This window comes from Streptomyces aculeolatus, from assembly GCF_020400605.1.
GTDB lineage: Bacteria > Actinomycetota > Actinomycetes > Streptomycetales > Streptomycetaceae > Streptomyces > Streptomyces aculeolatus.
Map to the genome: position 1 here is coordinate 52196 of NZ_JAINRD010000014.1, position 21203 is coordinate 73398.

The window sequence follows — 21203 nt, forward strand, 5'->3', positions numbered from 1 at the left end:
GTGCCGCCCTCACCCCTGGCCGTAGCCCTTCAGCTTCTCCGCCACCTCCCCGAGCTGGTCCGGCGACAGCAGCGAGGGGCTCAGCCCCGGTACCGAGCTCGCCGCCAGCCACACCCGGCACATCCATTCCAGCTGCGCGGTCCTGTCGTACGCCTGCGCGAGGCCGGCGCCGTGGGCGACGGTGCCGTGGTTCTGCAGCAGGCACGCGGACCGCCCGGCCAGCGCCCGCAGCATGCCCGCGGCCAGCTCCGCCGTCCCGTAGAGCGCGTACGGGGCGACGCGCACCGGGCCGCCGAGGGCCGCGGTCGCGTAGTGGACGGTCGGCAGCTCCGGCACGAGCGTGGAGACGGCGGTCGCGTGCACGGCGTGGGTGTGCACCACCGCACGCGCGTCGGTGCTCCCGTAGACCGCCAGGTGCATGGGCAGTTCGCTCGTCGGCCTGAGCGTGCCGTGCGTCTGTCCACCGTTCATGTCGACGGCGACGAGGTCGTCGTCCCCCAGCTCCTCGTAGGGGACGCCGGTCGGAGTGATGAGCACATGGTCTCCCACCCGCACGGACACGTTGCCCGAGGTTCCGACGACCAGCCCTTCGGAGTACATCCGCCGGGCCGTCCCCACCAGCTCACGCCACGCGTGACGCATCAGTATCCTCCCTGTGACCTGCGCATGAAGTGCCCCGCCGGAGACATTGCGACACCCATTCGCCCTCGTCACCGTCACGTCCGGCCCAGTTCACCTTGTGTTCACTCGGAGTACTTACGTTCCTCACGGCCCCCAACCTTCGAGCGGATTGCTTGGGTACATGGAACACCTCACTCTCATCATCGGAGTCGTCGTAGTCACCGCCTTGGTGTTCGACTTCACGAACGGGTTCCACGACACCGCCAACGCCATGGCAACCACCATCTCCACCGGGGCACTCAAGCCCAAGACCGCGGTGGCGATGAGCGCAGTCCTCAACCTCGTCGGCGCCTTCCTCTCCGTGGAAGTCGCCAAGACCATCTCCGGCGGCATCATCGACGAAGGGTCCGGCATCCAGCCCGAAGTGATCTTCGCGGGGCTGGTCGGTGCGATCGTCTGGAACCTGCTGACCTGGCTCGCCGGGCTGCCCTCCAGCTCCTCGCACGCCCTCTTCGGCGGACTGATCGGCGCGACCCTCGTCTCCGTCGGCTGGAACGGGGTGCACATGGACGCGATCGTCATGAAGGTCCTCATCCCCGCCATCGCCGCTCCGCTGGTCGCGGGCATCGCCGCCGCGGCGGCGACCCGGCTGACCTACCGGCTGGCCGCCCGCCGCTCCGCGGATCAGACGGCCAAGGGCTACCGGGCCGGCCAGATCACCTCCGGCGCGCTGGTCTCCCTCGCGCACGGCACCAACGACGCGCAGAAGACGATGGGCGTCATCACCCTGGCGCTGATCACCGGCGGCTCGCTGGCCCCCGGCTCCGACCCGCCCACCTGGGTCATCGTCTCCGCCGCGCTGGCCATCGCGCTGGGCACGTACCTCGGCGGCTGGCGGATCATCCGCACCATGGGCAAGGGCCTCACCGACATCCAGCCGCCGCAGGGCTTCTCCGCCCAGACCAGCTCGGCCACGGTGATCCTCGCCTCGTCGCACCTGGGCTTCGCCCTGTCCACCACCCAGGTCTGCTCCGGCTCGATCATGGGCTCCGGCGTGGGCAAGAAGGGCGGCGTGGTGCGCTGGAGCACGGCCGGGCGGATGGTCGCCGCGTGGGGGCTCACCCTGCCGGCGGCGGGGCTGATCGCGGGGGCCTCGGCGTTCCTCGCCGACCAGGGCGACTGGGGCGTGGTCACGGTCGCCATCCTGGGCGTCGCCGCCTGCGCCACGATCTGGGCGGCCTCGCGCCGCGACCGGGTCGACCACTCCAACGTCAACGACGTGGACCCGGTGACCGGCCAGGCGGTCGCGACCGAGGGCGGCGCGGACGGCGCCGTGGAGCCGGTGAGCATCCCGGCGCCGCGCACCGCGACAGGGCCCGCCCCGCAGGCCACGGTCTGACCGGCCGTTCCCCGACCGAGCACTGAGGAAGCAGCATGGACATCGACTGGGCAGCACTCGGCGAGGTCTTCGGCGTCAGCCTCGTCATGACGGTGGCTCTCGTGGGCCTCTTCACGGTCGGCATCGTCGGCCTGTCGCCGAAGACGGAACCGGGCGGTCCTGACGGCTCCGCGGGGCCGGAGACGGCACCCTCCGCCCTGGCCAGGACGGGTGCGTACGTATGCTTCACGCTGTGTGCAGCAGCCGTGGCGTACGGGATCTATCTGATCGTCAAATGACGGCGCGTGCCGGCGGCCTGCTGGTCGCCGGCACGACGTCGGACGCGGGCAAGAGCGTCGTCACCGCCGGCATCTGCCGGTGGCTGGCCCGGCGCGGCGTCGCCGTCGCGCCGTTCAAGGCGCAGAACATGTCGCTCAACTCGTACGTGACCCGCGAGGGCGCCGAGATCGGGCGGGCACAGGCCATGCAGGCGGCGGCGGCCCGCACCGAGCCCAGCGCGCTGATGAACCCGGTGCTGCTCAAGCCGGGCGGCGAGGCGCGCAGCCAGGTCGTGGTGCTGGGCCGGCCGATGGCGGAGCTGAGCGCGGCGGGCTACCACGGGGAACGGCAGCGGGCGCTGTTCGACACCGTCACGGACTGCCTGGAGGAGCTGCGGCGCTCGTACGACGTGGTGATCTGCGAGGGCGCCGGCAGCCCGGCGGAGATCAACCTGCGGCACAGCGACATCGTCAACATGGGCCTGGCGCGGGCGGCGCGGCTGCCCGTCGTGGTCGTCGGGGACATCGACAGGGGCGGGGTCTTCGCGTCGTTCTTCGGCACCACCGCGCTGCTGAGCGCCGCCGACCAGAGCCTGGTCGCGGGCTACCTGGTCAACAAGTTCCGCGGCGACGTCTCCCTGCTGGAGCCCGGGTTGTCGATGCTGCGCGGGCTCACGGGGCGGCAGACCCTCGGGGTGCTGCCGTACCGGCACGGGCTCGGCATCGACGAGGAGGACGGGCTGCGGCTGTCGCTGCGCGGCCTGATACGCGAACTGCCGGCCACGCGGCCGTACGGGACGGAGGTGCTCCGGGTCGCGGTGGTGCCGGTGCCGCTGATGTCGAACTTCACCGACGTGGACGCGCTGGCCGCGGAGCCGGGCGTGGCGGTGCAGTTCACCGACCGGCCGGAGGAGTTGGCGGACGCCGACCTGGTGGTGCTGCCGGGGACGCGGGGCACGGTACGGGCGCTGGCGTGGCTGCGGGAGCGGGGGCTGGACGCGGCGGTGGCCCGCCGGGCGGCGGAGGGGCGGCCGGTGCTGGGCATCTGCGGCGGGTTCCAGATGCTGGCGGAGCGGATCGAGGACGCGGCGGGCGTGGAGGCCCGGCCGGCGGGGTCGGTCGCGGGGCTGGGGCTGCTGCCGGTACGGGTGGCGTTCGCGGCGGAGAAGACGCTGGCCCGGCCGTCGGGGACGGCGCTGGGCGAGCCGGTGGACGGGTACGAGATCCACCACGGGGTGGCGGAGGTACGGGGCGGTGAGCCGTTCCTCGCCGGGTGCCGGGTGGGGCAGGTGTGGGGGACGCACTGGCACGGGGCCCTGGAGAACGACGGCTTCCGGCGGGCGTTCCTGCGGCGGGTGGCGGCGGACGCGGGCCGGGCGTTCGTGCCGGCGCCGGACACGTCGTTCGCGGGGCTGCGGGAGGAGCAGTTGGAGCGGCTGGGGGACCTGATAGAGGAGCACGCGGACACCAAGGCGCTGCTGCGCCTGATCGAGTCCGGCGCCCCGGGCGACCTGCCGTTCCTGCCGCCCGGGGCCCCGGCTTCTTAGCTGCGGACCGTGCTCAGCCCCGCGTACGGAGGCGGGCGAGCACCACGCCGCTCACGCCGAGGCCGACGAGCAGCGCTGCGCCGCCGACCAGGTACGGGGTGGCGGAACTGCCGCCCGTCTCGGCGAGTTGCCGCTCCGGGGCAGGGTCCGCGCCGTCGGCGGGGCGCGCGTCCTGGACCGGCTCCGCGTCCCCCTGCGGCCGCTCACCGGGCTCCTCGGCCGTATCCGTACCGCCGCCCGCGGGCGTCTCGCACGCGGCCTCGACGAGCGTGACCTCGCCCGCCACTTCGGCGACGTTCAGCTTCAGCGGGTTCACCGCCACCGTCAGCCGCAGCGCCGCGGCGCTCGCCGTCGACCGGGTGGTCGTCGTCTGCGAGAAGCCGAGCGACACCTCCCCCACGCCGGGCACCGCGACCACCGTCGGCTCCCCACCCACCGTGACGGTGACGCGCTTGCCGAGCACGGTGACGGCGCCGAGCGTGTGCGACTCGGCCTCCGGCTTCTCCCCGACCGCGCACACCGCCTTCGACGTCACCTCCTCGACCTCGACGAGGGAGAGCGCGGGCAGCCCGGGGACGTGCACCTCGGCGCGGGCGAGGTTCGCCGACGCCTCGGTGCCGTCCTCGTCGACGGTGGCCTCCGCGGTGGCGACTTCGGCGCGCGCGATGTTCACCGCCTGCGCGCCGTCGGGGTGTTCGGCGCCCTCGGCGGGGGCGAGGCCGTCGACCCGGACGTCGAGCGCGGTCTTGTCCGCGGCGCCGGTCTCCCGCCCCGCGGCGGGCAGGCGGATCTCGTTGAGCGTCGAGAGCACGGGCACCTGCACGGTCTTGTCGAGCAGGGAGACGTCGAGGTCGGCGCGGAGCACGGACGCGTCGGCCGAGCCCGTACGGGCCGGGGCGGCGGAGTCGTCGGCGTGCACGGGAGCGGCCAGGAGCAGGGCGGGGCCGGCGGCCAGCGCGGCCGCCGTGACGGCGGTCGCGGGCATGCGGAACAGGCAGGACAGACGGGACAGACGGGACAAGGAACAAACCCCCCACGGGTGAACGGGCGTCGGATCGTCAACTGCCCCGCCATGTTTACGCACTGAGGGTGACGCAATGGACACTCTGCGCTCGTTCACCCCATCGGGCGAATCAGTTCACGGAAGTTGACCCCGGCCCCCCGTTATCTTCTTCGCGGTCCTGCAAGAGGGCCGCTGGCCTCCGGGCCCGGCATGACTGTTCCCCCCTGTCGAGACGATGACCTGGGGGGTGGTGTCACCGGGCCCGAGAGGCGTCGTTGGAGACGCTGATGAGAGGTCCGACTACCGCCTGGCCTGGCGCAATGCCCGGCTGCTTGCGGGCGGCAGGTCTGCATAACGTGGATGCGCGCATACGACGCCAACGCCCTGGCCAGCACGGCACGAACCCCGTTCGGGAGGATGGGTTGGACGACATCGACGACGTGGGCGTCTTCCTCGGCCTGGACGTCGGCAAGAGCACCCATCACGGCCACGGACTGACCCCGGCCGGCAAGAAGGTATTCGACAAGCAGCTGCCCAACAGCGAACCGAAACTGCGGGCCGTCTTCGACAAGCTGGCCGCGAAGTTCGGCACCGTGCTGATGGTCGTGGACCAGCCCGCCTCCATCGGAGCCCTGCCCCTGACCGTCGCCCGGGCCGCCGGCTGCAAGGTCGCCTACCTGCCCGGCCTGTCCATGCGGCGGATCGCCGACCTCTACCCAGGCGAGGCGAAGACCGACGCGAAGGACGCCGCGGTGATCGCGGACGCCGCCCGGACCATGCCGCACACCCTGCGCTCGCTGGAATCGACCGACGAGATCACCGCCGAACTGACCGTGCTGGTCGGCTTCGACCAGGACCTCGCCGCCGAAGCCACCCGCACCTCCAACCGGATACGCGGCCTGCTCACCCAGTTCCACCCCAGCCTGGAACGCGTCCTCGGCCCACGCCTGGACCACCCCGCCGTGACCTGGATGCTGGAACGCTACGGATCCCCAGCCAGCCTGCGGAAAGCCGGACGCCGCAGGCTGGCCGAGGTCATCCGGCCCAAGGCCCCGCGCATGGCCCAGCGGCTGATCGACGAGGTCTTCGACGCCCTCGACGAGCAGACCGTCGTGGTCCCGGGCACCGGCACCCTCGACCTCGTGATCCCGTCCCTGGCCCGCTCGCTCGCGGCCGTCCACGAACAGCGACGAGCCCTGGAAGCACAGATCGGACAGCTCCTGGAGGCTCACCCTCTTTCCGCGGTCCTGACCTCGATTCCGGGGGTCGCGGTCAGGACCGCCGCCACCTTGCTGGTCACCGTCGGCGACGGCACCAGCTTCCCCACCGCCGCCCACCTGGCCTCCTACGCCGGCCTCGCCCCGACCACGAAATCGTCCGGAACCTCGATCCACGGCGAACACGCACCCAAAGAGGGCAACCGGCAGCTCAAGCGGGCGATGTTCCTGTCCGCGTTCGCCGCCCTGCACGATCCCGCCTCCCGCACCTACTACGACCGATGCCGGGCCCGCGGGAAGACCCATACCCAGGCACTTCTCCGCCTGGCCAGACAACGGATCAACGTCCTGTTCGCGATGCTCCGCGACGGCACCTTCTACGAACCCAGAACCCCACGCCTCGCTTGACGAAAGACATAGAGGCACCCCCCCCGGAGTGCGCCCTCCCGTTTCGGTGCCCTCAGCCGACGATCCGGCCCCGCAGCACGATCCGCCGCGGGGCGGTCAGCACCCGCACGTCGGCCAGCGGATCCGTCTCGTACACCACGAGATCAGCGGGCGCGCCCTCCTCCAGGCCGGGCCGCCCCAGCCACTCCCGCGCGCCCCACGCCGCCGCCGAGACGGCGTCGGCCACGGGGAGCCCGGCGGCGACCAGCTCGCCCACCTCCTGCCCGACGAGGCCGTGCGCCAGCGACCCGCCGGCGTCGGTGCCCGCGTAGACGGGGATCCCGGCGTCGTGGGCGGCGCGCACGGTGGCGTACCGGCGGCCGTGCAGCCGGCGCATGTGGTCGGCCCAGCGCGGGAACTTGGCCTCACCGCCCGCGGCGAGGTCGGGGAACGTGGCGATGTTGACCAGCGTCGGCACGATGGCGACGCCGCGCTCGGCGAAGAGCGGCAGGGTCTCCTCGGTGAGCCCCGTGGCGTGCTCGATGCAGTCGATGCCCGCCTCGACCAGGTCGCGCAGCGAGTCCTCGGCGAAGCAGTGCGCGGTCACGCGGGCGCCGAGGCGGTGCGCCTCGGCGATGGCGGGGGCCAGGGCCTCGCGCGGCCAGCAGGGCGTGAGGTCGCCGGCGTCGCGGTCGATCCAGTCGCCGACGAGCTTGACCCAGCCGTCGCCTCTGCGCGCCTCGCGGGCGACGTACGCGACGAGGTCGTCCGGTTCGATCTCGTGGGCGTAGTTGCGGATGTAGCGGCGGGTACGGGCGATGTGGCGGCCGGCGCGGACGAGCCGCGGCAGGTCCTCGCGGTCGTCGATCCAGCGGGTGTCGGCGGCCGAGCCCGCGTCGCGCAGCAGCAGGGCGCCGGCGTCGCGCTCGGTGCGGGCCTGCTTCTCGCTGGTGGCGTCGTCCACCGCGCCGTGCGCGTCGAGCCCGACGTGGCAGTGGGCGTCGACGAGCCCCGGCAGCACCCAGCCCTCGACGTCGACGACCTCACGCGCGGCGGCCGGTGGCGTGAAGGTGACGCGTCCGCCCACCACCCACAGCTCGTCGCGGGCTTCCTCGCGGCCGGTCAGCACCCGGCCCCTCACGCGCAGCACCGGGCTCTCGCTCATGCGGGGCACCTTAGCGGGCGACCGGTCCCGGCGATCTCCCGGGAGTACCGCGGGCACCTTCACGCAAAGGAACGAACACGGGGGGTGAGGCATTGACGTATGTTTAACGGCAGTTTATCGTCGCCTCCGCGAAGTGATTTTCCCGTCATCTTCTGCCCGCTTCGCGGCCGGGTAAACCACGTAAATTTTCGGCCAGTCAACCTTCTCAATCCGGACACCGGCCGGAGTCGTTATCAACCCGTTACATTTCCGGCTTGGGTGCCAAGTCCCCCCGGGAATTCCATAAGATACCGGGCATATCCCCTTCGGTTCGCGCGCTCGCACGCGCTCGCGGATAACACACCTACGTCCCTTTTGTAACCCCTGCCGGCCGTGCGATTTCAATTTCCCCTAGGTAAATTCAATCTGCATGACTGCCGCACAAGCAGACCTAGCAGGCCCTCCCGATAAACCCCGCTCCGCGGCTGCAGACGAGGCGGGTGTCCGGCTGGACACCCCGCGAATCGAGGACGGCGCCGCAATCTGGCGCATCGCACGCGACTCCGGGTCGCTGGACCTCAACTCCTCGTACAGCTACCTGCTGTGGTGTCGCGACTTCGCCGACACCACCGTCGTGGCACGGGACTCGGACGGCGCCCCGGTCGGCTTCGTCACCGGCTATATCCGGCCCGCCCGGCCGGAGACCCTCGTCGTCTGGCAGATCGCCGTGGACGCCGCGTTCCGCGGCCGCGGACTCGCCGGCGCGCTGCTCGACGGACTGACCGAGCGCGCACTGCAGGACCGCGGCATACGGCGCCTCGAAACGACCATCACCCCGGAGAACTCCGCCTCCGACCAGCTCTTCCGCTCGTACGCGCGCCGCCACGGCGCCGGCGTCGACCGGGACGTGCTGTTCCGCGGGGAGCACTTCCCGGACGGACACGAGCCCGAGCTGCTGTACCGCATCGGCCCCCTCGCGGGCTGAGCGCACCGCCCCATTCGTACCCCCCGCACACCGGATCATCTCCCAGGAGAACGCTGTGACCATCACACCGCCCGCCCTGAGCGTCTTCGAGACCCTGGAGTCGGAGGTGCGCAGCTACTGCCGTGGCTGGCCCGCGGTCTTCGACCGGGCCCAGGGCAGCTATCTGTACGACGAGGACGGCCACACCTACCTCGACTTCTTCGCCGGCGCCGGATCACTCAACTACGGCCACAACAACGCCGTGCTCAAGCGCGCGCTGCTCGACTACCTGGAGCGCGACGGCATCGTGCACGGCCTGGACATGGCCACCACCGCCAAGCGCGCGTTCCTGGAGACCTTCCAGAACGTCGTCCTGCGCCCCCGCGACCTGCCGTACAAGGTCATGTTCCCGGGGCCGACGGGCACCAACGCCGTCGAGGCCGCGCTGAAGCTGGCCCGCAAGGTCAAGGGCCGCGAGGCGATCGTCTCGTTCACCAACGCCTTCCACGGCATGTCGCTCGGCTCGCTCGCCGTCACCGGCAACGCCTTCAAGCGCGCCGGCGCCGGCATCCCGCTGGTGCACGGCACCCCCATGCCGTTCGACAACTACCTCGACGGCCAGGTCCCGGACTTCCTGTGGTTCGAGCGGCTGCTGGAGGACCAGGGCTCCGGGCTCAACAAGCCCGCCGCCGTCATCGTCGAGACCATCCAGGGCGAGGGCGGCATCAACGTGGCCCGCGCCGAGTGGCTCCGCGGCCTCGCCGAGCTGTGCAAACGCCGCGACATGCTGCTCATCGTGGACGACATCCAGATGGGCTGCGGCCGCACCGGCGGCTTCTTCTCCTTCGAGGACGCGGGCATCACGCCGGACATCGTCACGCTCTCCAAGTCCATCAGCGGCTACGGGCTGCCGATGTCCCTCACGCTCTTCAAGCCGGAGCTGGACGTCTGGGAGCCGGGCGAGCACAACGGCACGTTCCGCGGCCACAACCCGGCGTTCGTCACCGCGACCGCGGCGCTCGACACGTACTGGGCCGACGGGCAGATGGAGAAGCAGACCCTCGCCCGCGGCGAGCAGATCGAGCAGGCGCTGATCGCCATCTGCGCGGAGCACGCCGACACGGATGCCACGTACCGCGGCCGCGGCATGGTGTGGGGGCTGGAGTTCCCCGACCCGGCGCGCGCGACGCGCGTCTGCCGGCGCGCCTTCGAGCTGGGGCTCATCCTGGAGACCTCCGGGCCGCAGAGCGAGGTCGTCAAGCTGCTGCCGGCGCTGACGACGACGCCGGACGACCTGGACGAGGGGCTGCGCACGCTGGCCCGGGCGGTCCGCGAGACCGCCTGACGGCCGGGGCGCGCGGCCCCGCCGGGGCCGCCGCGCCCCCCGTCGCCCCGCCCGTACGGGCGGACGCGTACACGCCGAAAGACCCACCGGCAGCGTCGCCGGGCCGAACACCAGAGAGAGGCACAGAGGCACCGTGATCGTCCGATCCTTCAAGGAGCTTGAGGGCACCGACCGGCACATCAGGTCCGCGTCGGGCACCTGGGAGAGCAAGCGCATCGTGCTCGCGAAGGAGCGCGTCGGCTTCTCCCTCCACGAGACCGTGCTCTACGCGGGCACCGAGACCTCCATGTGGTACGCGAACCACATAGAGGCCGTCGTCTGCGTCGAGGGCGAAGCCGAACTCACCAACGACGAGACCGGCGAGAGGCACGTCATCACGCCGGGGACGATGTACCTGCTGGACGGGCACGAGAAGCACACGATGCGGATCAAGCAGGACTTCCGCTGCATCTGCGTCTTCAACCCGCCGGTCACGGGCCGCGAAGACCACGACGAGAACGGCGTGTACCCACTGCTGACTGAGGAGGACTGAGAACCATGGCCAGCCCGACTGTCACCGACCTCTACCCGACGCGCGGCGCCGACGAAGTGAGCACGCCCCGTCAGGACCCGGTGGTCTGGTCGGAACCGGGTGCCGACGGGCCCATCCCGCCCTGGGAGCTGGAGGGCTACGAGCGCAACGGCTACCTGACGGTCGACCAGCTGATCACCGCGGAGGAGGTGGAGACGTACAGGGCGGAGCTGGACCGGCTCGTCGCCGACCCGCAGATCCGCGCCGACGCGCGCTCGATCGTCGAGCCCAGCACGCAGACCGTGCGCTCCATCTTCGAGATCCACAAGATCAGCGACGTCTTCGGCAAGCTGGTGCGCGACGAGCGCGTCCTGGACCGGGCGCGGCAGATCCTCGGCTCCGACGTGTACATCCACCAGAGCCGGATCAACGTCAAGCCCGGGTTCGGTGCCAGCGGCTTCTACTGGCACTCGGACTTCGAGACCTGGCACGCCGAGGACGGCCTGCCGAACATGCGGACCGTGTCGGTCTCGATCGCGCTGACGGAGAACTACGAGACCAACGGCGGCCTCATGATCATGCCGGGGTCGCACAAGACCTTCCTCGGCTGCGCGGGCGCCACGCCGAAGGACAACTACAAGAAGTCGCTGCAGATGCAGGACGCCGGCACGCCGTCGGACGGGGCGCTGACGGAGATGGCGGAAGCGCACGGCATCAAGCTGTTCACCGGCTCGGCCGGCGGGGCGACCTGGTTCGACTGCAACTGCATGCACGGCTCGGGCGACAACATCACGCCGTACGCGCGCAGCAACGTTTTCCTCGTGTTCAACAGCGTGGAGAACGCGGCGGTGGAGCCGTTCGCGGCGCCCGTGCGGCGGCCGGACTACATCGGCGCGCGGGACTTCACGCCCGTGCGGTGAGATGACGGCAGACGGCCGCGCCCCCCTCCCGGAATACCGGGCGGGGGGCGCGGCCGTATCCGCGGCTGCGGCGGTGCGGGCGATGGTGTGAGCGGTCGGCTACGGGGCGTCGAAGGCGTGGTCGTCCGCGCAGAGGCCCTGGCCGCCCGTGCCCGCGACGTCCTGCAGCCTGCGCATGGCGGCCTGCTCCAGGGCCTGCGTGAAGACGTCGGCCGGCTGCCCGCCGGAGACGGCGAAGCGGCGGTCGATGACGAAGAACGGCACGCCGTTGGCGCCCAGCTCGGCGGCTTCCTTCTCGTCGGCGCGTACGGCGTCGGCGTAGGCGTCCTCGTCGGCGAGCACCTTGCGCACCTCGTCGGCGTCGAGACCGGCGCCGGTCGCGATGTCGACGATCGTGTCGTCGTCGCCGATCGGGCGGGCCTCGGCGAAGTTCGCGGTGTAGAGCGCGTCGAGGAGCCGCTCCTGCACGCCGCGCTCCTTGGCGAGGTGCAGCAGGCGGTGCAGGTCGAAGGTGCCGGTGACGAACCGGTCGTGGCGCATGCCGAGCCCTTCGGACGCGGCGGCGGCGCCGACGCGCTCCTCCATCGCCTCGAGCTGCGCGTCGTCCCAGCCGTACTTGGCCTTCAGCTCCGGGCCGAGGGGCAGGCCGGCGTCCCGCGCCGCCCCGGCGGACAGCTCGTACGAGCGGTGTACCACCTCGACCTCGTCCCGCCCGGCGAAGGCGGCGAGCCCCTTCTCGAACCGGGCCTTGCCGATGTAGCACCAGGGGCAGATGACATCGGACCAGATCTCTACTCGCATGACCGAACAAACGGGCGGGGCGGTGGTCGGTATTCCCCGCCGGGCGGGGCGGGGCTCAGGGGCCGGGGTCGGGGGCGAGCGGGATGCCGCAGCGGAGGTTCCAGCGGCCGGCGCGGCCGGTCAGCTCGGTGCCGGTCAGGGGCGGTACGTCCAGCCGCCAGAAGGCGGCGGAGGGCAGGTCGAGGGCGTGCACGACCGCGGCCCGGACGGCGGCCGGCTCGGCGACGGCGACGACGCGGCGGCGGGGGCCGGCCGGGCCGCGGAAGCCGTCGGGGCCGCTGGGGCTGCCTGCGCTGCTTGGACCGCCGGTCCCGGGCCCGGCGGCCCCTCCGGTGTCGTACGCGCCCGGCGGCCCGGCGAGGCCGTCGAGCCACACGCCCACCCGGCCCCGCAGCTGGAGCAGCGACTCCCCGCCGTGCGGCGCCGCCGCCGGGTCGGTCAGCCAGGCCCGTACCGCCTCGCCCTCCGCCGCCGCCAGCTCCTCCAGCTCCCGCCCGCGCCAGATGCCGACGTCCCAGTCCGCCAGCTCCGCCTCCGGCTCCGCCGCGAGCCCCAGCGCGTCGGCGGTCTGCCGGCAGCGGACCGACGGCGCGGCGTACGCCGGCGTGTGCGTACGCAGCGAGGCCGCCGCGTGCGCGCCTGCGCGCTCCGCCGCACCTCGACCCGCCGCGTCCAGCGGCTCGTCCGCACCGAACGCGGCGTGCCGCAGCTCGGCGTTGATCGCCGGCGTGACGAGCATCACCCGGACCGTCCCCAGCGGTCTCACCTGCCCCTTCCATGTCCCTTCCGGCGGACGCCGTATGGCCGCCGGTCCGCAGGCGACGGTATCGTCATCTCGTCAACCGAATACGACGGCGCAACGGAAGCCCGGTGAGATTCCGGCACGGCCGCGCCACTGTGAGCCGGACGACGCCCCGCGCGGGGCGGAGTTCGGTGAGTCAGACCCGCACCGTCGTGAGCTGCTCCACCGCATGGGACGCGTGATCCCCGGGAGGTTTTCGCCATGGCCCAGTCAGCCGTGTCACCCACGGCGCCCGCCGCCGACAGGCCGGCCGGACCGCACCTCACCCCCGTTCCGCTGCAGACCATCGCCCCGCGGGCGGTGGTCGGCGGGATCCTGATGCCCGTTCTGCCGTGCTTCGCCGGCGCCGAGGAGTGCGCTGTGCCTGCGGTGTCCGCGGGATCCGACGCGTAACGCCGGACTGTCCGGCGGCGTGCGGGCCGTTGCGGCGGGGGCGCTGTTCCCCTGACCCGCCCCTTCCCGAGACTCGGGGGCTGCGCCCCCGAGACCCCGCCGGGGCTCCGCCCAGCGCCCCTCCGGGGGCTCCGCCCCCGCACCCCCGCTCCGCGCCTGCCCGCACCCTCACCGAACGGCACCATGACACCCGAAACCACGTCACGCCCCGCCCCGCGGCTCCGTCCCCGCTCGCCGGCGTACGCCCTGGGCGCCGCCCTGGGCTACGCCGCGGACCGGGTCTTCGGCGACCCGCGCCGCGGCCACCCGGTCGCGGCGTTCGGCCGCGCCGCAAGGGCGTTGGAGGCCCGCCTCTGGCGCGACACCCGCCCGGCGGGCGCGTTGCACACGGCGCTCTGCGTCGGCACGACGGTGGCGGCGGCCGCCCTGACCACGGTGGCGACCCGCGCGGCGGCGCCGGGGCGGACTCCTGAGGAGCGCACGGGCCCGGCCCCGGACGGGGGTTCGGGGCGGAGCCCCGAGGGGGACGGGGCCGGGGGACACACCCGACTCGGGCGTCCCGGCGCGGGTGCGTACCACCTGCCCCGTCTCGGGCTCACCGCTCTCCTCACCTGGACCGTTCTCGGTGGGGCCTCGCTCCATCGCGAAGCCCTCGGCATCGCCCGGGCCCTCCGCTCCCGCGACCTCGACGACGCCCGCCGCCGCCTCCCCCGCCTCTGCGGGCGCGACCCCCACGGGCTCACCGAAGCCGACATCGCCCGCGCCGTCGTCGAGTCCGTCGCCGAGAACACCTCCGACGCCGTCGTCGGCGCCCTCCTCTGGGGGGCGATCGGCGACGCCCCCGGCCTGGTCGGGTTCCGGGCCGTCAACACCCTCGACGCCATGGTCGGGCACAGGTCCGCCCGCTATCTGCGGTTCGGCTGGGCCGCCGCGCGGCTCGACGATCTCGTGGGCTCTCCCGGCGCCCGCCTCACCGCCGCGCTCGCCGCGGTCGCCGGGCCCGATCCCCGTGCCGCCCTCCGCGTCTGGCGGGCGGACGGGCCGCGGCATCCCAGTCCCAACGCCGGCCCCGTGGAAGCCGCGTTCGCCGGTGCGCTCGGGCTGCGGCTCGGCGGGGAGTTGTCGTACGGGGGGCGGGCGGAGCACCGGGCCGTGCTCAATCCGGCCGGGCGTCCTCCGGACGTACGCGACATCGAGCGCGCCGTCCGGCTCTCCTCCCGGGTCTGCTTCCTCGCCCTCCTCACCACCTCCCTCGCCGCCCTGCTGCCCATCGAAGCGAGTGCCGCATGACCACCGTCCTCCTCCTGTCCACCGCCGACACCGACCTCCTCGCCGCCCGCGCCTCCGGCGCGGACTTCCGGATCGCGAACCCCTCCCGCACCGGCCCGGACGACCTGCCCGGGCTCCTCGACGGCGCGGACCTCGTCGTCGTCCGGCTCCTCGGCGGCAGGCGCGCCTGGGAGGACGGACTCGACGTGCTGCGCGCCGCCGGGGCGCACACGGTGCTGCTCGGCGGGGAGTCCGTGCCCGACGCCGAGTTGATGGCCGAGTCGTCGGTGCCCGCGGGGGTCGTCGCCGAGGCGTTGCGCTATCTCGTCGAGGGCGGGCCCGAGAACCTCGCGGAGCTGGCGCGGTTCCTGTCCGACACGGTGCTGCTGACCGGCGAGGGCTTCGCCCCGCCGCGGCGGATGCCCGCGTACGGGGTGCACGGTTCGTACGTGCGGAAGGACGACCGCCCCACCGTCGGCGTGCTCTTCTACCGCGCCCACGAACTCTCCGGGAACACCGCCTTCGTCGACACCCTGTGCGCCGCCGTCGAGGCGCACGGCGCCAACGCCCTGCCGGTGTACTGCGGTTCGCTGCGCGGCGCCGACGGCGGGCTGTTCGAGCTGCTCGCCCGCGCCGACGTCCTGGTGGCGACCGTGCTGGCCGCGGGCGGAACGCGGCCGGGCGACGCCTCCGCGGGCGGGGACGACGAGGCGTGGGACGTGGGGGCGCTCGCGGAGCTGGACGTGCCGGTGCTGCAGGGGCTGTGCCTGACGTCGGGGCGGGACGCCTGGCTGGCGTCGGATGCCGCGCTGTCGCCGATGGACGCGGCGATGCAGGTGGCGATCCCGGAGTTCGACGGGCGGCTGGTGACGGTGCCGTTCTCGTTCAAGGAGGACGGTCCCGACGGCGTTCCGGTGTACGCGGCGGACGAGGAGCGCGCCGGGCGCGTCGCGGGGATCGCCGTGCGGCACGCGCGGCTGCGGCACACGCCGAACGGTGAGAAGCGGATCGGGCTCGTCTTCACCGCGTACCCCACCAAGCACTCCCGTGTCGGCAACGCCGTCGGCCTGGACACGCCCGCCTCCGCGGTCCGGCTGCTGGACGCGCTACGGGCCGCAGGTTACGCCGTCGAGGGGTACCCCGACGACGGCGACGAGCTGATCCACCGGCTCATCGCCGCCGGCGGGCACGACGTGGAGTGGCTGACGGAGGAGCAGTTGGCGGCGGCGCCCGCCCGGGTGCCGCTGAGCGACTACGAGCAGTGGTTCGCCGCGCTGGACCCGGATCTGCGGGCCTCGGTGGTCGCGCACTGGGGCGAGCCGCCCGGCGAGCTGTACGTGGACGACGGCGACGGCGGACCCGCGATCGTGCTGGCCTCGCTGCGCTTCGGCAACGCGGTGGTGATGATCCAGCCGCCGCGCGGCTTCGGGGAGAACCCCATCGCCATCTACCACGACCCGGACATGCCGCCGTCGCACCACTACCTGGCCGCGTACCGCTGGCTGGACCGCACGTTCGGCGCCGACGCGGTCGTGCACATGGGCAAGCACGGCACGATGGAGTGGCTGCCGGGCAAGGGGCTGGGTCTTTCGGCGGGTTGTGCGCCGGACGCGGTGCTGGGGGATCTGCCGCTGGTGTACCCGTTCATCGTCAACGACCCGGGCGAGGGCACCCAGGCCAAGCGCCGCGGGCACGCGACGGTGGTCGACCACCTCGTGCCGCCGATGGCCCGCGCCGACTCCTACGGGGACCTGGCGAAGCTGGAGCAGCTGCTCGACGAGTACGCGCTCGTCTCCGACCTCGACCCGGCCAAGGCGCCCGCCGTGCGCAGCCGGATCTGGACGCTGGTGCGGGCCGCGGAGCTCCACCACGACCTGCACGTGGCGGAGCAGCCCGAGGACGCGGACTTCGACGAGTTCGTGCTGCACGTCGACGGCTGGCTGTGCGAGATCAAGGACGTGCAGATACGGGACGGGCTGCACGTGCTCGGCGCGGGCCCGGTCGGCGCGGCGCGGGTGAACCTGGCGCTGGCCGTGCTGCGTTCCGCGCAGGTGTGGGGCGGCGCCGGCGGGGCACTGCCGGGGCTGCGGGCGGCGCTCGCGGCGCGGGTGGGGCTGGTCGAGGCGGAGCTGCTGGCCGAGCCGGGGGCCCGGATCGCCCCGCCGGCGGAGCTGGCGGAGTGGGGCGCCGCAAACGGTGCCGCGGAGCGGCGGCCGCCGGCCCTCCGTACCGCTTCCGACGCCGTCGACGTGCTGGAGTCCCAGGCCCGCGGCCTCGCGGAGTTCATGGAGGCGAAGGACTGGGCCGCCGGCGCCGCCGCCCCCGCCGTGGCGGAGGTGCTCGGGGCCGAGTGCCCCGACGCCGTGCGGGTGCTGGAGTTCGCCGCCGCCGAACTCGTACCGCGGCTGCGCCGTACCGGCGACGAGATCGGCAACGTCCTGCACGCGCTCGACGGCGGCTACGTGCCCGCGGGACCGTCCGGCTCCCCCACCCGCGGCCTCGTCAACGTGCTGCCGACGGGCCGCAACTTCTACTCCGTCGACCCCAAGGCCATCCCCTCCCGGCTCTCCTGGGACGTCGGCAGCGCCCTCGCCGACTCCCTCCTCGCCCGCCACCTCGCCGACCACGGCGAATACCCGAGGTCCGTGGGGCTGACGGTCTGGGGCACGTCCTGCATGCGCACCCAGGGCGACGACATCGCGGAGATCCTGGCGCTGCTGGGCTGCCGCCCGGTGTGGGACGACGCCTCGCGGCGGGTGACGGGCTTCGAGGTGGTGCCGCACGCGGAGCTGGGCCGGCCGCGCATCGACGTGACGGTACGCATCTCGGGCTTCTTCCGCGACGCCTTCCCGCACGTCGTCGGCCTGCTGGACGACGCGGTGCGCGCGGTCGCGGAGCTGGCCGAGCCGCCGGAGGCCAACTTCGTACGGGCGCACGCGGACGAGGACACCGCCGTCCACGGCGACCGCCGCCGCGCCACGGCCCGTATCTTCGGCTCCAAGCCCGGCGCGTACGGCGCGGGCCTGCTGCCGCTGATCGACGCCCGCAACTGGCGCTCGGACGCGGACCTCGCGGAGGTGTACGCGGTCTGGGGCGGCTACGCCTACGGCCGGGGGCTCGACGGGCGGGCGGCGCGCGGCGACATGGAGGCGGCGTTCCGGCGGATCCAGGTGGCGGCGAAGAACGTCGACACGCGCGAGCACGACATCGCCGACGCCGACGACTACTTCCAGTACCACGGCGGCATGGTGGCGATGGTCCGCCATCTGACGGGCGGTTCGCCGGAGGCGTACATCGGCGACAGCGCCGTGCCCGAGCAGGTGAGGACCCGCACGCTCGGGGAGGAGACGCACCGCGTGTTCCGCGCCCGGGTGGTGAACCCGCGCTGGACGGCGGCGATGCGGCGGCACGGCTACAAGGGCGCGTTCGAGATGGCCGCCACCGTCGACTACCTCTTCGGCTACGACGCGACCGCGGGCGTGGTGGACGACTGGATGTACGAGAAGCTCGCCGCCGAGTACGTCTTCGACGCCGGGAACCAGGAGTTCATGCGGCGCGCCAACCCGTGGGCGCTGCGCGGGATCGGCGAACGGCTGCTGGAAGCGGCCGAGCGGGGGCTGTGGGCGGAGCCGGACCAGCGGACCCTGGCCCGGCTCCGGGAGATCTACCTCGAACTCGAGGGCGATCTGGAGGGGGAGGAATGACCCACAGGACGCGGACCGTGCAAGTCCGCTCCACGTCCGGCACGTACACGCTGGCATGTTTCCACCCAATATCACAGCAGTTGACCGCCATATCACCCGTTGGAGGGGCCCGCGCATGAACACCGGTGCGCCGCACTACCCGTTCACAGCCGTCGTCGGCATGGCAGAACTCCGGCTCGCGCTGCTGCTCAACGCGGTGTCCCCGGCGGTCGGCGGGGTCCTCGTACGGGGTGAGAAGGGGACGGCGAAATCGACCGCCGTACGAGCCCTCGCCGCGCTGCTCCCCGACCTCGCCGTCGTGCCCGGCTGCCGCTTCTCGTGCGACCCTGCGGCGCCCGACGCAGGCTGCCCGGACGGGCCGCACGACGCGGCCCGCGCGGACGGTGCGCGCGCGGCGCGGATGGTGGAGCTTCCCGTCGGTGCGTCGGAGGACCGGCTCGCGGGGGCGCTGGACATCGAACGGGCGCTGGCCGAGGGCAGGAAGACGTTCGAGCCGGGGCTGCTGGCGCAGGCGCACCGCGGCGTGCTGTACGTGGACGAGGTCAACCTGCTCCACGACCACCTCGTCGACCTGCTGCTCGACGCGGCGGCGATGGGCGCCAACCACGTGGAGCGCGAGGGGGTCTCCGTACGGCACGCGGCGCGGTTCCTGCTGGTGGGCACCATGAACCCGGAGGAGGGCGAGCTGCGCCCGCAGCTGCTCGACCGGTTCGGGCTGACGGTGGAGGTCGCCGCGTCCCGCGAGCCGGCGGAGCGGGCGGAGGTGGTGCGGCGGCGGCTCGCGTACGACGCGGACGCGGCCGGCTTCGCCGCGCGCTGGGCGGCGGAGGAGGAGGCGCTGCGGACCCGGATCGCGGCTGCCCGGGAACTGCTCCCGGCGGTGGTGCTGGGCGACGCGGCGCTGCGGCAGATCACGGCGACGTGCGCGGCGTTCGAGGTGGACGGGATGCGCGCGGACATCGTCATGGCCCGTGCGGCGACGGCGCTGGCGGCCTGGTCGGGGCGGACGGAGGTGGCGGCGGAGGACGTACGGCAGGCCGCTCTGTTGGCGCTGCCGCACCGGCGGCGGCGCAACCCGTTCGACGCGCCGGGTCTGGACGAGGAGAAGCTGGAAGAGACGCTGCGGGAGCACGGCGGCACGGACGAGGGACCGCCGGACGGCGACGGCGGGGGCGGCGGGGCGCACCCCGGCGACGCGGACGGCCAGGACGCACCGCCGCCGCAGCACCCCGGCGACGCCGCCCCGCAGCCCTCCGGCGACGCCGCCCCGCGCGACCCCGCGCCGCAGGACCCCTCCCGTACGGCCGACCCCGCGCAGCCCCCCGGTGACGCCCCCGCCGCCACCCGCGCCCCGGCGGAGGATCCCGGCGCCGGGCCCCGCCCGCCCGGGCCCGCGGAACCCGGCCCCGACGCGCAACCCGCCGCCCCCGCCGAGCCGTTCCGCACCCGCCGCCTCGACGTACCCGGCGTCGGGGAGGGCGCCGCCGGCCGCCGCTCCCGCGCCCGTACCGCCCACGGCCGCACCGCCGGCGCCCGCCGCCCCCGCGGCACCCTCGGCGCCCTGCACCTCGCCGCCACCGTCCGGGCCGCCGCCCCGCACCAGCACACGCGCGGCCGCCGCGGCCCCGGTCTCCTCGTCCGCCGCGACGACCTGCGCGAGGCCGTCCGCGAAGGCCGCGAGTCGAACCTCGTGCTCTTCGCCGTCGACGCCTCCGGCTCGATGGGCGCGCGGCAGCGCATGGGCGCCGTGAAGGGCGCGGTGCTGTCGCTGCTGCTCGACGCCTACCAGCGCCGCGACAAGGTCGGCCTGGTCACGTTCCGCGGCGGGGACGCCGAGTTGGCGCTGCCGCCGACCTCGTCGGTGGACGCCGCGGCGGCCCGGCTGGAGCGGCTGCCCACCGGCGGGCGCACCCCGCTGGCGGCCGGGCTGCTGCGGGCCCGCGAGACGCTGCGCGTCGAGCGGCTGCGGGACCCGGCGCGCCGCCCGCTACTGGTGGTCGTCACGGACGGCCGGGCGACGGGCGGCCCGGAGCCGGTCGCCCGGGCGGGACGGGCGGCGCGCCTGCTGGCGGCGGAGGGGGTCGCTTCGGTAGTCGTCGACTGCGAGTCGGGGCCGGTGCGGCTCGGGCTCGCCGGCGAGTTGGCCCGCGAGCTGCGCGGCACGGCGGTGTCGCTGGGCGAGCTGCGGGCGGAGGCGGTCGGCGGGCTGGTCCGGGAGGTCCGCGCGGACCGGCGCGCACGTGCCGTACGCGAAGGTCCCGCCGCCGGGCGCGGGCCGGGGAAGCCGAGGAGGGCCGCCTGATGCCGAAGGGACAGCCGGCCGCCGTGCCGGACGACGGCCTGACGACGCGGCAGCGCCGCAACCGCCCGCTGGTCGTGGTGCACACGGGCCCGGGCAAGGGGAAGTCCACGGCCGCCTTCGGGCTGGCGCTGCGGGCCTGGAACCAGGGGTGGCCGATCGGGGTGTTCCAGTTCGTGAAGTCCGCCAAGTGGCGGGTCGGCGAGGAGCGGGCGCTGCGGGTCCTCGGCGCGAGCGGCGAGGGCGGCACGGTGGCGTGGCACAAGATGGGCGAGGGCTGGTCGTGGATCCAGCGGCCCGCACGGGACGGCGCCGCCGGGGAGCCGGACAACGAGGCGCGGGCCCGGGAGGGCTGGGAGCAGGTCAAACGGGACCTGGCGGCGCAGACGTACCGGCTGTACGTGCTCGACGAGTTCGCGTACCCGATGCACTGGGGCTGGGTGGACACCGCCGAGGTGGTCTCGGTGCTGCGCGACCGGCCGGGCAGCCAGCACGTCGTCGTCACCGGCCGCAACGCACCGGCGCAGCTGGTCGGGTTCGCCGATCTCGTCACGGAGATGGGCAAGGTCAAACACCCCATGGACGCGGGCCAGAAGGGCCAGCGGGGCATCGAATGGTGA

The 21203-nt window shown here is 73.7% G+C and carries 17 protein-coding genes and 1 riboswitch; of the genes, 12 read left to right on the plus strand and 5 right to left on the minus strand.

What is annotated here, in order from left to right:
* Positions 1 to 9: 9 nt before the first annotated feature.
* A complete protein-coding gene (locus tag LG396_RS22560; protein WP_018835763.1) occupies positions 10 to 642 on the minus strand; it encodes a class II aldolase/adducin family protein in 633 nt (210 codons plus the stop codon).
* A gap of 160 nt (positions 643 to 802) precedes the next feature.
* Between LG396_RS22560 and LG396_RS22565 the strand changes: the two genes are divergently transcribed.
* Genes LG396_RS22565 through LG396_RS22575 form a run of 3 tightly spaced genes read left to right on the plus strand, consistent with a single transcriptional unit; the run spans position 803 to position 3824 of the window.
* Positions 803 to 2020: an inorganic phosphate transporter gene (locus LG396_RS22565; RefSeq protein WP_225796147.1), complete on the plus strand. Its 1218-nt coding sequence runs from the start codon at positions 803 to 805 to the stop codon at positions 2018 to 2020.
* 35 nt (positions 2021 to 2055) lie between these two features.
* Positions 2056 to 2298, plus strand: coding sequence for a hypothetical protein (locus LG396_RS22570; RefSeq protein WP_018835761.1), 243 nt, complete (start codon positions 2056 to 2058; stop codon positions 2296 to 2298).
* Positions 2295 to 3824, plus strand: a complete 1530-nt coding sequence (locus tag LG396_RS22575; protein WP_037747251.1) for a cobyric acid synthase — start codon at positions 2295 to 2297, stop codon at positions 3822 to 3824. Before LG396_RS22570 ends, LG396_RS22575 begins: the two co-directional genes overlap by 4 nt.
* A gap of 13 nt (positions 3825 to 3837) precedes the next feature.
* Here the strand turns inward: LG396_RS22575 and LG396_RS22580 are convergent, their stop codons facing one another.
* Complete coding sequence (locus tag LG396_RS22580) at positions 3838 to 4809, minus strand: SCO1860 family LAETG-anchored protein (protein ID WP_225796148.1); 972 nt, start codon at positions 4807 to 4809, stop codon at positions 3838 to 3840.
* A gap of 440 nt (positions 4810 to 5249) precedes the next feature.
* Here LG396_RS22580 and LG396_RS22585 point away from each other — a divergent pair, with 440 nt between their 5' ends.
* A complete protein-coding gene (locus LG396_RS22585; protein ID WP_225796149.1) occupies positions 5250 to 6452 on the plus strand; it encodes an IS110 family RNA-guided transposase in 1203 nt (400 codons plus the stop codon).
* A gap of 52 nt (positions 6453 to 6504) precedes the next feature.
* On the opposite strand, the gene LG396_RS22590 is transcribed toward LG396_RS22585, so the two are convergent.
* Positions 6505 to 7596: an amidohydrolase family protein gene (locus LG396_RS22590; RefSeq protein ID WP_225796150.1), complete on the minus strand. Its 1092-nt coding sequence runs from the start codon at positions 7594 to 7596 to the stop codon at positions 6505 to 6507.
* Positions 7597 to 8005: 409 nt separating this feature from the next.
* Between LG396_RS22590 and ectA the strand changes: the two genes are divergently transcribed.
* The 4 genes from ectA to thpD all read left to right on the plus strand — a co-directional run bounded on the left by ectA (position 8006) and on the right by thpD (position 11315).
* The gene (ectA, locus tag LG396_RS22595; RefSeq protein WP_026276176.1) at positions 8006 to 8560 is read left to right on the plus strand and encodes a diaminobutyrate acetyltransferase; all 555 of its coding nucleotides are present in this window, start codon (positions 8006 to 8008) and stop codon (positions 8558 to 8560) included.
* 55 nt (positions 8561 to 8615) lie between these two features.
* The gene (gene ectB / locus LG396_RS22600; RefSeq protein WP_018835756.1) at positions 8616 to 9884 is read left to right on the plus strand and encodes a diaminobutyrate--2-oxoglutarate transaminase; all 1269 of its coding nucleotides are present in this window, start codon (positions 8616 to 8618) and stop codon (positions 9882 to 9884) included.
* 133 nt (positions 9885 to 10017) lie between these two features.
* Positions 10018 to 10416 (plus strand): ectoine synthase, encoded by a 399-nt coding sequence (locus tag LG396_RS22605; protein WP_018835755.1) that lies wholly within the window; start codon positions 10018 to 10020, stop codon positions 10414 to 10416.
* A gap of 5 nt (positions 10417 to 10421) precedes the next feature.
* Positions 10422 to 11315: an ectoine hydroxylase gene (thpD, locus tag LG396_RS22610; protein WP_037747260.1), complete on the plus strand. Its 894-nt coding sequence runs from the start codon at positions 10422 to 10424 to the stop codon at positions 11313 to 11315.
* Between the two features lie 99 nt (positions 11316 to 11414).
* Here thpD and LG396_RS22615 read toward each other — a convergent pair whose 3' ends face one another.
* The gene (locus LG396_RS22615; RefSeq protein ID WP_037747262.1) at positions 11415 to 12116 is read right to left on the minus strand and encodes a DsbA family oxidoreductase; all 702 of its coding nucleotides are present in this window, start codon (positions 12114 to 12116) and stop codon (positions 11415 to 11417) included.
* Between the two features lie 55 nt (positions 12117 to 12171).
* Positions 12172 to 12855, minus strand: a complete 684-nt coding sequence (locus LG396_RS22620; RefSeq protein WP_225796217.1) for a histidine phosphatase family protein — start codon at positions 12853 to 12855, stop codon at positions 12172 to 12174.
* Positions 12856 to 12921: 66 nt separating this feature from the next.
* Positions 12922 to 13084: riboswitch (cobalamin riboswitch) on the plus strand.
* 410 nt (positions 13085 to 13494) lie between these two features.
* Between LG396_RS22620 and LG396_RS22625 the strand changes: the two genes are divergently transcribed.
* The 4 genes from LG396_RS22625 (at position 13495) to cobO (ending at position 21203) form a co-directional block, all read left to right on the plus strand.
* On the plus strand, positions 13495 to 14601 hold the full coding sequence (locus tag LG396_RS22625; protein ID WP_225796151.1) for a cobalamin biosynthesis protein: 1107 nt from the start codon (positions 13495 to 13497) through the stop codon (positions 14599 to 14601).
* On the plus strand, positions 14598 to 18284 hold the full coding sequence (gene cobN, locus LG396_RS22630; RefSeq protein ID WP_225796152.1) for a cobaltochelatase subunit CobN: 3687 nt from the start codon (positions 14598 to 14600) through the stop codon (positions 18282 to 18284). Before LG396_RS22625 ends, cobN begins: the two co-directional genes overlap by 4 nt.
* 115 nt (positions 18285 to 18399) lie before the next feature.
* Positions 18400 to 20586: a putative cobaltochelatase gene (locus LG396_RS22635; RefSeq protein WP_225796153.1), complete on the plus strand. Its 2187-nt coding sequence runs from the start codon at positions 18400 to 18402 to the stop codon at positions 20584 to 20586.
* A complete protein-coding gene (gene cobO / locus LG396_RS22640) occupies positions 20586 to 21203 on the plus strand; it encodes a cob(I)yrinic acid a,c-diamide adenosyltransferase (RefSeq protein WP_037747278.1) in 618 nt (205 codons plus the stop codon). The genes LG396_RS22635 and cobO overlap by 1 nt, the downstream gene beginning before the upstream one ends.